The 13,854-nt window shown below is 40.4% G+C and carries 13 protein-coding genes; 10 read left to right on the forward strand and 3 right to left on the reverse strand.

Annotated elements, in window-relative coordinates:
• Positions 1-170 precede the first annotated feature (170 nt).
• A complete protein-coding gene (locus I2F31_RS08050) occupies positions 171-1,892 on the reverse strand; it encodes a thiamine pyrophosphate-dependent enzyme (RefSeq protein WP_195768735.1) in 1,722 nt (573 codons plus the stop codon).
• A gap of 172 nt (positions 1,893-2,064) precedes the next feature.
• Entirely contained in the window at positions 2,065-3,363 is a 1,299-nt protein-coding gene (locus I2F31_RS08055; protein ID WP_195768734.1) for a flavin-containing monooxygenase, read from the reverse strand.
• A 240-nt stretch (positions 3,364-3,603) separates the two neighbouring features.
• On the opposite strand from I2F31_RS08055, the gene I2F31_RS08060 reads away from it, so the two are divergent.
• From I2F31_RS08060 to I2F31_RS08085, 6 genes are all read left to right on the forward strand, one after another.
• On the forward strand, positions 3,604-4,017 hold the full coding sequence (locus I2F31_RS08060; RefSeq protein WP_195768733.1) for a RidA family protein: 414 nt from the start codon (positions 3,604-3,606) through the stop codon (positions 4,015-4,017).
• Positions 4,018-4,032: 15 nt separating this feature from the next.
• The gene (locus tag I2F31_RS08065) at positions 4,033-4,707 is read left to right on the forward strand and encodes a DUF1028 domain-containing protein (protein ID WP_195768732.1); all 675 of its coding nucleotides are present in this window, start codon (positions 4,033-4,035) and stop codon (positions 4,705-4,707) included.
• A gap of 28 nt (positions 4,708-4,735) precedes the next feature.
• Positions 4,736-5,704, forward strand: a complete 969-nt coding sequence (locus I2F31_RS08070; RefSeq protein WP_195768731.1) for a LysR family transcriptional regulator — start codon at positions 4,736-4,738, stop codon at positions 5,702-5,704.
• Positions 5,704-6,846, forward strand: coding sequence for an acetylornithine deacetylase (argE, locus tag I2F31_RS08075; protein ID WP_195768730.1), 1,143 nt, complete (start codon positions 5,704-5,706; stop codon positions 6,844-6,846). Before I2F31_RS08070 ends, argE begins: the two co-directional genes overlap by 1 nt.
• A 64-nt stretch (positions 6,847-6,910) precedes the next feature.
• Positions 6,911-8,545 (forward strand): hypothetical protein, encoded by a 1,635-nt coding sequence (locus I2F31_RS08080; protein ID WP_213014837.1) that lies wholly within the window; start codon positions 6,911-6,913, stop codon positions 8,543-8,545.
• A gap of 226 nt (positions 8,546-8,771) precedes the next feature.
• Complete coding sequence (locus I2F31_RS08085; protein ID WP_195768729.1) at positions 8,772-9,083, forward strand: cupin domain-containing protein; 312 nt, start codon at positions 8,772-8,774, stop codon at positions 9,081-9,083.
• A 3-nt stretch (positions 9,084-9,086) separates the two neighbouring features.
• Here I2F31_RS08085 and I2F31_RS08090 read toward each other — a convergent pair whose 3' ends face one another.
• Positions 9,087-9,518, reverse strand: coding sequence for a GFA family protein (locus I2F31_RS08090; protein ID WP_195773800.1), 432 nt, complete (start codon positions 9,516-9,518; stop codon positions 9,087-9,089).
• Between the two features lie 339 nt (positions 9,519-9,857).
• On the opposite strand from I2F31_RS08090, the gene I2F31_RS08095 reads away from it, so the two are divergent.
• The 4 genes from I2F31_RS08095 to I2F31_RS08110 are packed head-to-tail and all read left to right on the forward strand — an operon-like array spanning position 9,858 to position 13,641.
• The gene (locus tag I2F31_RS08095) at positions 9,858-10,523 is read left to right on the forward strand and encodes a paraquat-inducible protein A (RefSeq protein ID WP_195768728.1); all 666 of its coding nucleotides are present in this window, start codon (positions 9,858-9,860) and stop codon (positions 10,521-10,523) included.
• Positions 10,520-11,287 carry a paraquat-inducible protein A gene (locus tag I2F31_RS08100; protein WP_195768727.1) on the forward strand — a complete coding sequence of 256 codons (768 nt, stop codon included), beginning with the start codon at positions 10,520-10,522 and terminating at the stop codon, positions 11,285-11,287. The genes I2F31_RS08095 and I2F31_RS08100 overlap by 4 nt, the downstream gene beginning before the upstream one ends.
• 1 nt (position 11,288) lies before the next feature.
• Positions 11,289-12,950, forward strand: coding sequence for a PqiB family protein (locus I2F31_RS08105; RefSeq protein ID WP_195768726.1), 1,662 nt, complete (start codon positions 11,289-11,291; stop codon positions 12,948-12,950).
• Positions 12,940-13,641 (forward strand): PqiC family protein, encoded by a 702-nt coding sequence (locus I2F31_RS08110; RefSeq protein ID WP_195768725.1) that lies wholly within the window; start codon positions 12,940-12,942, stop codon positions 13,639-13,641. The genes I2F31_RS08105 and I2F31_RS08110 overlap by 11 nt, the downstream gene beginning before the upstream one ends.
• Positions 13,642-13,854 lie beyond the last annotated feature (213 nt).

Genomic DNA, 13,854 nt, shown 5'->3' on the forward strand with positions numbered 1-13,854 from the left:
ATCATGTGTGCATAGATTTTTTATGCACACGTTTTGCCATGTATTTATATTTTGAGTGACATGATTTTGATGCTGAATAGCTATCAATATTCAATTTTCCCAGCGTGAGTCCATTTTAATGATCTCAATATCTATGAGCACTCATATGAATGGACGCACATAAAATCATTTTATTTAATGAAATTATTGACCAACAAGTCTTTAACATCACCTGCACGACCAGAGAGTAAAGCTTTAGCCGCATATAATGATGTCGATGAAACTTGACTCAAGTGCGGGTCGGGTGGCATGACTAATTCAACAGGGTTGGTGTGTACATCTAGCAATGCAGGGCCATCATGTTTTAAAAACGCTTCAACAATATGCTCGAGTCCTTCACCTTGTGTGACTGTTTGCCCATACAGACCAATGACTTGTGCCAATTGGCCAAAATCAGGGTTGATTAAATCTGTATAATGGTCTAGCAAGCCTTCAACTTTTTGTTCTAATTCAACAAAATTTAAAGAGCTATTGTTAATGACCACAATTTTGATGGGGAGTTTTTCTTGAATTGTTGTGAGCAGGTCACCGAGCAACATGGCAATCCCACCGTCGCCACATAACGCAATAATTTGACGTTTAGGGTAGGCTTTTTGTGCCCCTAGAGCTTGTGGCATGGCATTTGCCATTGTGCCGTGTAATAAGCTAGTAAACGTCCGACGTTTGCCATTTACGTCAATATGGCGCAATAACCACACCATGGGTGAACCGCCGTCAGCAAAAAATACAGCATCTTGATCGGCATATTTATTAATTAATGACACCAAATATTGTGGATGGATTAATCCATTTTTTCCTATACGCTCTTCTTTACGTCGCGTTTCTTCACTGGCTTGTTTTAAGGTTAAACCATAATCTAAAAAGTCTTGAGTTTTTCGAACATCAAGTAAAGGGATTAATGCACGCAAAGTCGATGAAATTTTACCAACTACACCCAAATCAATTGGATGACGGCGACCAAGGTGGGTAGGATCTAAGTCGATTTGTAAGACTTTGGCATGGTTGGGGTAGTATTGTGCCCACGCAAAATCGGTGCCCAATAAAATTAATAAGTCGCAATCCATCACGGTGTGATAGCCTGCTTTACTCCCAAATATTCCTGTCATGCCCATATTGTACGGGTTGTCATATTCAATAAAATCTTTGGCACGTGACGTATGAGTAATGGGTGCTTTGAGTACTTCAGCGAATTTCACCACCTCATCATGTGCATCTTCACAGCCAGCGCCTGCGTAAATCGCAATGTTTTGATGCTGTGAAATGAGTTTTACAATCGCTTGAAGTTCAGTTTTATTGGGTAAAATATCAGGGCTTGCACGATGTGGAACAAAGGGTAGCCCAGATGCTGCAATGGCTTGGCTAATATTTACAGGAACAATCACTACAGCAACACCACGTTTATTCAGTGCTGTTTGGCACGCCAGTGTCATAATATGCCGTGCTTGAGAGGCTTGAGTGATCTCCTCACAAAAGACAGATGTACTGGCATAGACAGATTTAAAATCAACATATTGTGGAAAATCGGTAAACCCTGCGCTCTCCGTTGATAATTGGCTTGCAATAAGAATAACAGGGGCACGATTGCGATGCGATTCAAATAACCCATTGATAAAATGTAAACTTCCCGGACCACATGAGCCAGCACATGCAGTGAGTTGTCCGGTCAGCAATGCATCCGCACCAGCAGCGAAACCACCCACTTCCTCATGTCGTACGTGAATCCATTCGATATCACTTTTACTCATGGACTCTGTCACGTAATTGAGGGTATCACCCACGATACCATAACAACGCTTTACGCCTGCTTGTTGCAAGACTTCGATGATAACATCCGCGACTTTATGATCACTCATGAGACTGTCTCCTTGTATGACTTCCTTTTGAAAAGGACTATTTTTATATTTATTTCATCATTCACCTATTGAGATGGGATAACTAGCTTTATTTTGTATTGTTGTATAGAGATCCTGTAAATTGTCATCAAAAGTGATACATAGGCGGTACTGAAAGTGATACCAATCCACTTTAGCCTCTGCCTTTGAGTGCTTTACTGCTGAGCATGTCAGATGAATCTGTGTGCGGTGGTTGGTACTGTAAGTAGCTTTTTTGAATGGCAATATGGTCTGCAATGCGTTTGGCATCATGCCATACCCCCCAAATAAAGCTAGAGCCTCGGCCTGTCAGGTACGGTAAGCCTAGAAAGTACACCCCAGAGACATCAGTCACACCGTTACGATGTTTCGGACGTGATAATTCATCTAAGACATCTATATCTAACCAATCATAGTCATAATGAAAGCCCGAAGCCCAAATGATACTGGTAATATTTTCTTTGGCTAAATCGAGCGATAAAATAGGGTGGGTGACACACGCAGGGTCATCTAAAATGATCCGTGCTTCAGGGTCTTCAGGCAAAGAGAGTCCATTGTTTTGAATAAAAAGATCCGCTTGATCAAGTAGTTCTAAATAGCATTTTTCACCTTCATGAATGTGAGTTGCCAAATCTTCTTGGAAGGTGACGGTATTGTTTGTAAATTCCTTAGTCATTCCTACAAGGGTAATGCCTTGCTGTACTAATTTTTTAAAGTCAACGGTATGTCCACCATGTGCACCACTCACAGCAAAGCCTTTTAATGGGCCATTGTTGGGTTTTTCTACATCCCAGCCACCAAGTACCCCTAACCACCATACATTGTCACGTCCACGATAACGCCGTGGTGGACGCTCATGTTTACCCACAGATAAAAACACTTTTTTACCTGCACGGTTTAGTTCATCGGCAATTTGTACGCCCGATGAACCTGCACCCACCACCAATACTGCACCTTCAGGCAATTGCTGGGCATTTTTGTATTGGTCTGAGTGGATTTGGTATCGCGTTGAATCTTTGGGTGCAATGGGTGGAATGCTTGCTTTTTGAAATGGGCCTGTGGCAATCACAATGCGTTTTGCAGTGAGCGAACCTTGCGAAGTTTTGATGTTGTATTTGGGTTGATTTTTTACTTTTGAAACTTTTAACACTTCAATATTGGTGAAAATAGGTGCATCAATCTGCTTGGCATAGGCTTCAAAATAGTCAGCCACTTGGTTATGAGGTACAAATTCATCACCTGCATTGGGAAAATCTAAATGTGGAAAGCGGTCATGCCAACACGGGCCATTGGCCACCAAAGAGTCCCAACGGCGACTACGCCATGCTTCGGCAATACGTGCTTTTTCTAGCACAATGTGCGCTGTACCTGATGCCGTCAGATGCTCGCTCATGGCAATGCCAGCTTGCCCAGCACCAATCACGACTGTGTCTATACTTTGGGGTAATTGCATCTATTTATCCTCAATGACTTACTTTCTATTTTCTTTGATTCCGATATTAGAAATTTGTGGCATAAAATGAAAATCACATATCCAAAACAGTTGCATCAAAAAAAACGAAGCGGAAGTCTTCGACTTAAATAAAGTGCTAATACGGATTAACCGAAGTATAGGCACGGAAAATATAAATTGTCTTACCGTGACAGCATTGCATACTAAGAAAAACAGTGATGAAAATAAAAGGATCGCCCCATGAAACACACACGGATTCGTCCATTTAATACTAAAACAACTTATCCAGAACAAAAGTTAAATAATGACCTCTGCCAAGCCGTGGTCGCCCGTGGAAGTATGGTCTTTTTAAGAGGACAAATTGGGCAAAACCTAGATACTTCGGAGAGTGTCTGCATTGGTGATGTTGAAGGGCAGGCCGAGCAGGCCATGTACAACATAGACATGTTGCTCAAAGAGGCAGGCGGGGAATTAGAAGATATTTGTAAAATCACCATTTATATTATCGACCCACGCTACCGTGAAGCGGTGTATGGTGTGGTTGGGAAATGGTTAAAAGGGGTCTTTCCTGTGTCTACAGGGATTGTCGTATCTGCATTGGCACGTCCTGAATGGTTGGTTGAAATTGATGCTACAGCGGTAATCCCTGACTAATTTGGATATAAAAATATGACATTTTCAATTGTTGCACGTTGCCAAAAAACAGGGCAGATGGGTGCTGCCGTGAGCTCTTCATCCCCTGCAGTGGCTGCCAGATGTATTCGTGCCAAAGCAGGTGTTGGGGTGGCTGTCAGTCAAAACATTACCGACCCAAATTTATCAGAAGTTTTACTTAATTTAGTGCGTTTTGATATTGAGCCAGAAAGTGCTATACATGAGTTAGTGGCAAACACTGAATTTATTGATTATCGGCAACTTATGGTACTCAATACACAAGGGCAAGTTGCCACCTACAGTGGTGAAAAAACTTTAGGCATTTATGCCACACATACAGGTCATCAAGTCGCTTGTGCAGGCAATATGCTCAAGCATGCAAATATTCCTGAAGTGATGTGCCAAGCTTTTGAACACAGTGAGGGCTCTTTAGCTGAGCGACTGCTATTGGCCATGCAAGCAGGAGTAGATGCAGGTGGTGAAGCAGGGCCTGTGCATTCGGCAGGCGTATTGGTGGTCGATAAAGTGGATTGGCCAATTATAGATTTACGGGTAGATTGGTCTGAGCATGACCCCATTGCTGCGCTGTATCAGATTTGGAAGCTGTATGAGCCACAAGTGGAAGACTATGTGATACGTGCTTTAGATCCGTCATCTGCACAAAGTTTTGGAGTCGCTGGCAATTTATAAAAATTTTAATCTTTGGATATAAACACACGTGCTAAACCGTATTTCACTGCGTCAAATTGAGTATTTTGTGGCGACCGCAGAAAGTGGCAGTATTATTATTGCTTCTGAGCGAATCCATGTGTCATCGCCGTCTATTTCAGCGGCCATTGCCCATATTGAATCTGAATTACAAGTACAACTCTTTATACGCCAACATGCCAAAGGGCTGATCTTAACCAATGTGGGCGAGCACCTGATGAAAGAGTGCCAAGAGATTTTAGCCCGTGCAGGTAATTTATATGCTTTGGCTGCCAACTACTCAGGTTCAATTCGAGGGCCACTCAAGCTTGGCTGTTTTTCTGCCTTTGCACCGATGCTGTATGCCGAAATTATTCACGGGTTTGCGCATTTATATAAAAGCGTTCAGTTAGATGTCTGTGAGGGAGACCAAGAGGTTTTACTCAGTGGTTTACTGCGTAATGTGTTAGATGTGGTGCTTACCTATGATTTAAATATAGACCATGATCTGATCCACTTTGAGCCACTGGCAAGTTTGCCACCGTATGCTTTATTTAGTAAAGAGCATCCTTTGGCAGAGGCATCTGCGGTGACAATGGAAGAGTTAGCTGAGCATCCAATGGTATTGTTAGATATGCCATACAGTAGTGACTATTTTATTTCTTTATTTAAGCAAAAAAAACTCAGTCCAAATGTTGTCAAAACTTCTAAAAGCTCGGAAGTGATTCGTGCCATGGTCGCCAATAATATTGGTTACAGTATTTTAAATGTAAGGCCAAAAATCAATTACTCTTTAGATGGTAAGCAACTGGTACGTGTACGTATTTCTGGTGAGCAGCGTCCCATGCAAATTGGTCTTGCTACGGCAAAAAATGCGGTACTCAATACGGTTGCTCAGGCATTTATTAGCCGATGTCGTGCCTTTATTTCTGACCAATATATTTCAGGAATGGATGCCCCACATTTTTATGATCCACACATTCGTGTAAAGGACAGCTAATGTCAAATACAGTCTCTCAAGCACTATTAAAACAACTGATCTCTTTTGATACCACATCATATAAAAGTAATTTAGATTTAATTTATTTTGTGCAACAGCAGTTTGAACAACATGGTATTCGTGTTCGGGTAAAGTTGAATGACCAAGGTAATAAAGCTTGTTTATTTGCCAGTGTAGGGCCACAAGATGTCGCAGGTGTTTTATTGTCTGGACATAGTGATGTGGTGCCTGTAGACGGCCAAGACTGGCATAGCCCACCATTTGTTGCTTTGGAAAAAGACAATAAAATTTATGGGCGTGGTACCGCCGACATGAAAGGCTTTATTGCCTGTGCCATGGCAGTGATGTTGTCTGTAGAACAAGCACAGTTAAAACGACCACTGCATTTGTGTATTTCTTATGATGAAGAAATTGGTTGTATTGGCGTGCGAGATATTTTGCCTCAGCTGGCTGAATATTTGGTCACGCCGTTATTGTGTATTGTTGGTGAACCGACTCTAATGCAAATGGCTTTGGGGCATAAAGGCAAATCAGTTTTTAAAGCGCTGTGTCATGGGCAAGAAGGACACTCTGCATTAGCACCCCATTTCAGCAGTGCCATACATGCCGCCAATGCACTGATGAATGCCATTATAAACATGCAACAAGAGATCACACAGCAACATCCACAAGATGCAGACTATGATATTCCGTATACCACGTTGCATATTGGGAAAATTCATGGGGGACAAGCACTTAATATTGTGCCAAATGAATGTATTGTCGACTATGAAATTCGCCATATTGCACAAGACAGTAGTCATCACATTCAACAAAAAATAGCTGCTTCTTTAGAACACAGTACATTTAAAAAATTTATTCATATTGAAGAAGTAAACAATTATTCAGGTCTTGCCACCGCAAAAAATACACCGATTATTCATAGCGTAAAAAAACTCTTACCTGAAAGTACCACAATAGGAAAAATTTCTTTTGGTACAGAAGGTGGCTTGTTTTTTGATGCACTTGATTGTCCTGTATTGGTGTGTGGGCCTGCGTCCATTGAAGTCGCACATAAACCCAATGAATATATTGAGCTGAGTCAGCTACAACAGTGTGATGTTTTTTTAGAGAAGTTGGTGCAGTTTTTGAAATCTGCTTAAAATATGTATTATTATCGTCAAATTAATATATTAATAACAAACAAAATACAGTGGATATTTATTCATGAAAAAGAAATACACATGTGTGATTCCGTTCATTTCTTTAGCTGTTTTAGCTTCGTGTAGTAGTACAAACGATATAAACCATCATACGATTTCTAAAATTCCAAATAAATCGACGTGTACATGGAATACAGCAGTTCCACTCAGTTACGAAGAACGTCGTCTTGAAACTCCTTTACCTTATTCTGGTGAGAATGTTGTTGGTAAAGATTCAACAGCATTGGCAACACGTATTATCAATGGCGCGGGTTTTGAAGATTTTTCCCTAGTATTTAAAGCCTCTCTTTGTGGTACAGATGGCACAACAAATGTCAGCAACTTTAATCAAGCCATGCAAGTGGTGACTCAGTCAGGCCATGCACTTTGGCGTGCTGCTGTAGATCGTGCTCAGGGTAAACGAGTGAGTAAAGCCACTGAAACCCTACCTGCCAGTGAAGATCGTATGTTGTATTGGACACGTGTTGAAATGACGAAAATTTTACGGCAATGGCAACCGAGCTTTACGCTGAGTCATTCACAAAAAGAGCAACTACAATGGCAATTTGAAAAAGCATCACGTGGCCAAACTGACATTCAATTGCCTCAAGGGAAGACCGAGAGCGGTAAAGTGTACCGCCGTATGATTATTAGTGGGTTCGATGTATTTACACTGGGGACACCAGATCATGCCAATACAGGATTGAGAAATGGCAATCCAACAGGTGCAATTGCATTGGCTTTAGATGGCAAAGAATTTACCCTTTCAGATGGTTCTATTTTACATATCGAGTCGTATATTTTACCTGTAAGTTATGATCCATTTACCAAAGGTATGCAAGAAGACACATTAGGCCCATGGTTCAAACAAGGCCCTCAACGTGTTGATGCTTCGATTACCCTAAGTCAGGGTGCCAGTAATATATTTTGGCTTGAACAATACAATGGTCGCTACCACGGCACATCAGCAGGTAATGATGGTGTGATTTACTGTCAACCGAATGGATTACCAAAAGATACCTTTGCAGTTGGTACACAAGTGGGGCTGAGTGCTATGCCAATCACGCAAGCAGGAGCAGGCTGTAATATTGTTGTGCAAAAACGTTGGTACGGTTCGAACACGCTGTCGCAGTGGATAAAAAATTCACCGCCACAGTTTACTCAAGCCTCTTTTCCTTATGAAAAAATCCTAAAAAGCCATACGCAAAGTGGTATTGTTCGTCCAATTGGTGCAAAAAGTGAAGGTTTGGAAGGCTTTGATGTCACATGGCATACCAATTATACGTACTTCCCAAATTGCAGTGTATCTAGCACACTTACTCAGCCATGGCATGGTGTAGTGAATAAAATGCCAGATCTTTCTACGGTAAAAGACCCTGATCCTACGTGGTGTGCTCGACGAGGTGGTGGCGGTGATTATCTATCGAATGAGTCTGGGTATAGAAATACCTTGTTACGTGATGTCATGGGGCTTCATATTCCAGCAGGTCATATACACGTACCTGTGATGAACTATTATTACGATGGTACAGCAGAAAATGGTGGTGGTGTTCGTGATGATAACGCCATTACAGATGCACGATACGAAAGTTATCGTACTGCTATTATTGGACAAAGTACGAACTTGCTCAAGGTGATTGGGGAAAGCTTGGTTCATTAGTCTAGCCTTCCTCCTCGTTTGATATCACTTACCTTAAGGCCATCGAGTGCGTGAAATAAAGAGATCATATTGCTGTATCTTCGGTGGTATTGAAGGCGATGTAAGTACGATTCAAAAGAATGATGGGTCATCATCGCAGTATTTAAATTTACGTGCATCGTAGATTCAGTAACATAGAAATGAATAACGGCTACTTTCTTCTTCAAGCCACTTGGAATGCATATACATGAAAATTACTCAAAGTAAGACATTTACAGGAAATAAAGCATGGGATGCACTCGATATTGCAAAGTTTGATGCTACGACGATTCGCTTACATTGGACCAATCAGCCATATATTTGGCATGTGAATGATGGTGAGGAAGTATTTGTTGTACTTGATGGTGTGGTTGATATGCATTATAAAGAAGATCACTTCATAAAAAATGTACGTTTGCATGTGGGTGATATATTTTTTGCCAGTGTAGGTACAGAGCATGTTGCTCACCCTCAAGGTGAAGCAAGAGTACTGGTGATTGAGAAAGAAGGTTCTATTTAGTCGTCAAAGCGAGCGAAAATAGTGTTCTAGTTCTTGCTGTGTAGGTAAATCAATATATTCTTGATCGAAAGAAATGATAGGCGCCCAACTGCTTTTTGAATGCAGACAGAAACCTAATCGTTGAGTTACTGTTGGAATTTCATCTAATAATCCTAATGGAATCCACACAAATTCAGTATTTCCAACTTTATTTGGAACAGGTGAGCCACAGTATTTGCAAAAACAACAAGTAAAGCCTGTGTTCTTTTTAAAAGTTTTAATGATCTCTGTGTTACAATACCATTCGAAGTGCTTTTCATTGATCAGTGTCGCTGCATTTGCACCTGTGCCACTTTGCTTACGATATAAACTACAATGGCAGTGATAGATCACTTGAATCTCTTTTTTTATTAAGAATTGAACCTCACCACACAAACAACGTCCTATGTGTTTCATCATTTATGGTTCATTTAAACGTTTTAGATATTTTAATCTAACACACTACATACTCATGAATAATCAGATACTGAGTAACTTTTTACTGAAGATGTTTATTCGATCTAATCAGTATATCTGTACCTCGTTTTATATGAGTGTTGAAGTGACAGCCAATATTTACCCTACTATCTTATAGACTTTATATATCACTGAATGATGCTTAATTTTTGGATAGTGCCAAATCTATGCATTGTGCAAAAAAGTCTTCATAATCATCAACTGTCTATAAATGTGTGTTTAAATAAAACACATAACAATCTCTTAATGAAAATAAATTAATCGGGGTGTATCTATTATATGACCCAAACGTATCAGCAAGACACATCAGCAAGTGAAAACAGCCCTCAGGTGTTAGAAGATTTAACGCAACTTTCCAGCTGTGAGGAATGCGACACGCTCTATTTAAAAGTGCCTTTAGCTAAGGGCGAAAAAGCATGTTGCTTATGCTGTGGTGCTGAAATTTATAAAGAAATACAACCTTTTAATACGATTATTGCTTTAGTCTTTACTGCACTGATTATTTTTATTGTGGCCAATAGTTTTCCAATTATAAAAATTGAAGTACAAGGCCATAGCATGCAAACCACTTTGCTCGGTGCAGCGTGGACCATGTTTCAAATAGATCGTGCCATTGTGGGTATTATTTTAATGGTGACCACATTTATTGTGCCACTCATTAACTTAATGTTGCTTTTGTATGTCTTTTTAAATGTGAGTTGGCTCAAGCGACGACCATATTTTATGGTTTTTGCACTCAGAACATTGTTCCTATTTAGAGTATGGGCCATGGTAGAAGTCTTTCTTATTGGTATTTTAGTCACTTTAGTCAAACTTATTAGCATGGTGATTGTGATTCCAGAAATTGCCTTGTGGGGTTTTGCATTACTGAGTTTATTTATGGTCTATTTAAATGACATTAAAGTACAAGACACATGGAATGCCATAGATAGGTATTTACCATGAAAAATAAGCAGACCTATTACCCCCGTGCAAGTGATTTGTCTTTAATGAGATGCCACTGTTGTGGGCAATTAAGCCATGCAAATCAAATCAATGATATAACAGATGAGAACCAAAGCGCTGAACCACAGTATTGTCCAAGATGCCACTCCGTTTTACATTTTCGTAAGCCACAAAGCCTACAAAAAACATTTGCCTTTTTAATTGCAGCGAGCATTTTATACATTCCTGCAAACGTATTGCCCATGACCATTACAAACTCAATTTTTGGGAGTCAAAAAGACACCATCATGAGTGGTGTGATTTATTTTTGGCAAACACATGACTACCTCGTGGCAACAGTGATCTTTCTTGCCAGTATATTTATTCCGTTACTCAAGCTATTTATTCTGAGCTTTTTATTATTTAGTATTTACATGCAATCTTTAAAACAGTGGAATTTTAGCCCAAAACATTGCAGTATTTTATACCGAGTTGTAGAGTTTATTGGTCGTTGGTCAATGATTGATGTTTTTGTGGTTAGTTTGCTGACCGCACTCATTCAAATTCAATCATTGGCCACAATTTTAGCAGGCCCTGGTGCAGTTGCTTTTGGGGCAGTGGTCATTTTGACCATGCTGGCCTCTTTGAGTTTTGAGCCACGCATGATTTGGGATAACTATCACGCAAATGCTCGTACATCTGAGCAAAATAATACACAAACCCACGCAACAGATACCACATTACATGCTGAAGCCCCCCATTCCAAATCATTGAATGAACGATAATATGTCTGAAAATATAAATACTGATCATGGCCTAGATTCGACCAGCAATGCACAGCATCATACTGAGCAACCGCAGATTCCTGAGCCTAAAAAAAAGAAACCACGCTATAAAATGTCATGGATTTGGCTCATTCCAATCGTTGCCTTATTGATTGCACTGTCATTGGCGGTTAAAGCGGTGTGGGAAAGAGGCCCAACCATTGATGTCAGTTTTAGAACAGCAGACGGATTAGAAGCAGGAAAAACCAATGTACGTTATAAGCAAGTGAATATTGGGCTTGTACGCCAAATTAAACTTGCGCCAGATAACACACATGTGATTGCTCAAATTGAGTTGAGTAAAGACAGCAGTAACTTTGCTGCAAAAGATTCACGTTTTTGGGTGGTACGCCCACGCATTGGTACAACAGGCGTGTCGGGTATAGATACATTGTTGTCTGGGTCATATATTGAAGTCGATGGTGGTAAAGCATCTGATGAGCAAACCAACTTTGTAGGGCTAGAAACACCACCCGTTGTACCTTCTGATGTGCCGGGTAAAGTATTTTTTCTTACCGCAGACAATTTAGGTTCTTTAGATATTGGTTCACCTATTTATTATCGAAGAATGAATGTTGGACAAATTACCGCTTACAACTTATCTGAAGATGGTAAGCATGTTGAAATGCAAACCTTTATTCGAAGCCCTTATGACAAGTTTGTCACCACAGATGCACGTTTTTGGCAGGCCAGTGGTGTTGATGTCAGCCTGAATGCTTCAGGGTTTAGCTTAAATACACAATCTTTAGCCAGTATTGTGACGGGTGGTGTTGCGTTTGGTTATCCAGATAACTCAAATGCTCAGATTGCTCCAAAGAATAGCCAGTTTACGCTATGGAATACCAAAGTAGATGCCTTAAAAGTACCCGATGGTAAACCGCATAAAATTGTGATGTATTTTGACACCTCACTACGTGGTCTGAGTGCAGGTGCACCAATTGACTTTATGGGTATTAATATTGGTGATGTGACAGCGATTAATGTTGAATTTGACCCCGATTATAGCAAGTTGCGTATGCGCGTGGATGCTGTGCTTTATCCATCTCGCTTAGCACATGGTAAAGAGCTAGACCCTGCAGGCACAATTTTCAAACGCTTTATTCAGCAAGGCTGGCGTGCCCAAATGCGTACGGGTAACTTACTTACAGGGCAAAACTATATTGCATTTGATAAGTTCGCTAAAGCTAAACCTGTCACACTCATACACCATGACGATGGTTTGGTTGAAGTGCCGACAATACCGCCTGAGCTGAATAGTTTGCAGGCACAAGTATCTGAAATTGCAGGTAAAGTCAGCAAATTCCCAATAGATGAAATTGGTGCAGATGTTCGTAAAACTTTAAAAAGTATGAACAATACTATTGATTCAACAGACAAGTTGGTGAAGCAACTAGACAGCAAAGTTGCCCCTGACTTTCAAGCGACATTAAATGATGCACGTAAAACCATGCAGTCTACAGAATCTGTATTGTCGAGCGATGCCCCAATGCAACAAGACTTACGTAAAGCATTACAGCAAGTTACGCGTACAGCAGCCTCATTACAGCTCATGGCTGATTATATTGAAGAACATCCTGAAGCCTTGATTCGTGGTAAAAAAGGAGAAGTTAAAAATGCCAAATAAAATAAACCGCCACGTAAGAAAGGGAAGTTTAGGCTTTCATATGACATTGCCTATGTTAAGTATGTTTATGCTTGCTTTAACAGGGTGTACCAGTTCAGTTGTCCCCAATTACTATACGCTTGCCCCACGGGTGACAGCAGTACAAGGTGCAAGCTTACGTGTGATTGAAGTTTTACCTGTAAGTTTACCCGACCGCTTAGACCGTCCCTCTATTATGGTGAATACAGAGCAAGGGCAGTCTAAGATTTTAGACAATGACAGATGGACATCTCCTCTTTCTGCCGAGTTGCATGACAGCCTGTCTTCAGGGCTTCAACAGCAACTTGGAGCCGTCGATCGTTATAGTAGTGGCTTGCCAAGTACCAATACGGTGTATCGGATAGGTGTTAATTTTTCACGCTTTGATATTGTTAAAGCCAATACAGCACAAGACAATAGTGAGATTGTAGTAGAAGTAACATGGATAATTAAACCAATTGAGCCAGCTCAAGCAACGACTACAAAACTACAGAATCACCGACCACTGAGTTGTCGTATGGCTTTTAATCAATCTATTGCCAATAAAGCAGAAGTGCCAGATATGGTCAGTGCATCTAAAGTCGCACTTGGACGAGTAACCACAGCCATTTCAGATACAGTGCTTGCATCTGAACAAGGGACTTTACAGGTGAAAGATGCGGTGTGTTCTTAATTACGCCGTGTCGTGTGGCTTTATGTTTTAGAGAAATGTAGAGCCATAATGATATTTAAAACCTGCCTGTATCACTTCATATTAAAAAGACTAAAACTAAATAATCTATTAAATCGTTGCTGGTTTGGTTTACTTTATAAATGCAAAGTGAAAAGATGAATTGAAAATAAAAAACGTCATCACTTGTTATAAGTATTACTTAGTCTCAAGATA

This window comes from Acinetobacter rathckeae (assembly GCF_015627125.1).
Classification (GTDB): domain Bacteria; phylum Pseudomonadota; class Gammaproteobacteria; order Pseudomonadales; family Moraxellaceae; genus Acinetobacter; species Acinetobacter rathckeae.

Bases quoted from the DNA above. Each gene is read 5' to 3' on its own strand.
- argE (WP_195768730.1), top strand. From the start codon at position 5,704: ATGTCAAATACAGTCTCTCAAGCACTATTAAAACAACTGATCTCTTTT.
- I2F31_RS08100 (WP_195768727.1), top strand. From the start codon at position 10,520: ATGAAAAATAAGCAGACCTATTACCCCCGTGCAAGTGATTTGTCTTTA.
- I2F31_RS08065 (WP_195768732.1), top strand. From the start codon at position 4,033: ATGACATTTTCAATTGTTGCACGTTGCCAAAAAACAGGGCAGATGGGT.
- I2F31_RS08095 (WP_195768728.1), top strand. From the start codon at position 9,858: ATGACCCAAACGTATCAGCAAGACACATCAGCAAGTGAAAACAGCCCT.
- I2F31_RS08080 (WP_213014837.1), top strand. From the start codon at position 6,911: ATGAAAAAGAAATACACATGTGTGATTCCGTTCATTTCTTTAGCTGTT.
- I2F31_RS08110 (WP_195768725.1), top strand. From the start codon at position 12,940: ATGCCAAATAAAATAAACCGCCACGTAAGAAAGGGAAGTTTAGGCTTT.
- I2F31_RS08090 (WP_195773800.1), bottom strand. From the start codon at position 9,518: ATGAAACACATAGGACGTTGTTTGTGTGGTGAGGTTCAATTCTTAATA.
- I2F31_RS08105 (WP_195768726.1), top strand. From the start codon at position 11,289: ATGTCTGAAAATATAAATACTGATCATGGCCTAGATTCGACCAGCAAT.
- I2F31_RS08085 (WP_195768729.1), top strand. From the start codon at position 8,772: ATGAAAATTACTCAAAGTAAGACATTTACAGGAAATAAAGCATGGGAT.
- I2F31_RS08055 (WP_195768734.1), bottom strand. From the start codon at position 3,363: ATGCAATTACCCCAAAGTATAGACACAGTCGTGATTGGTGCTGGGCAA.
- I2F31_RS08060 (WP_195768733.1), top strand. From the start codon at position 3,604: ATGAAACACACACGGATTCGTCCATTTAATACTAAAACAACTTATCCA.
- I2F31_RS08050 (WP_195768735.1), bottom strand. From the start codon at position 1,892: ATGAGTGATCATAAAGTCGCGGATGTTATCATCGAAGTCTTGCAACAA.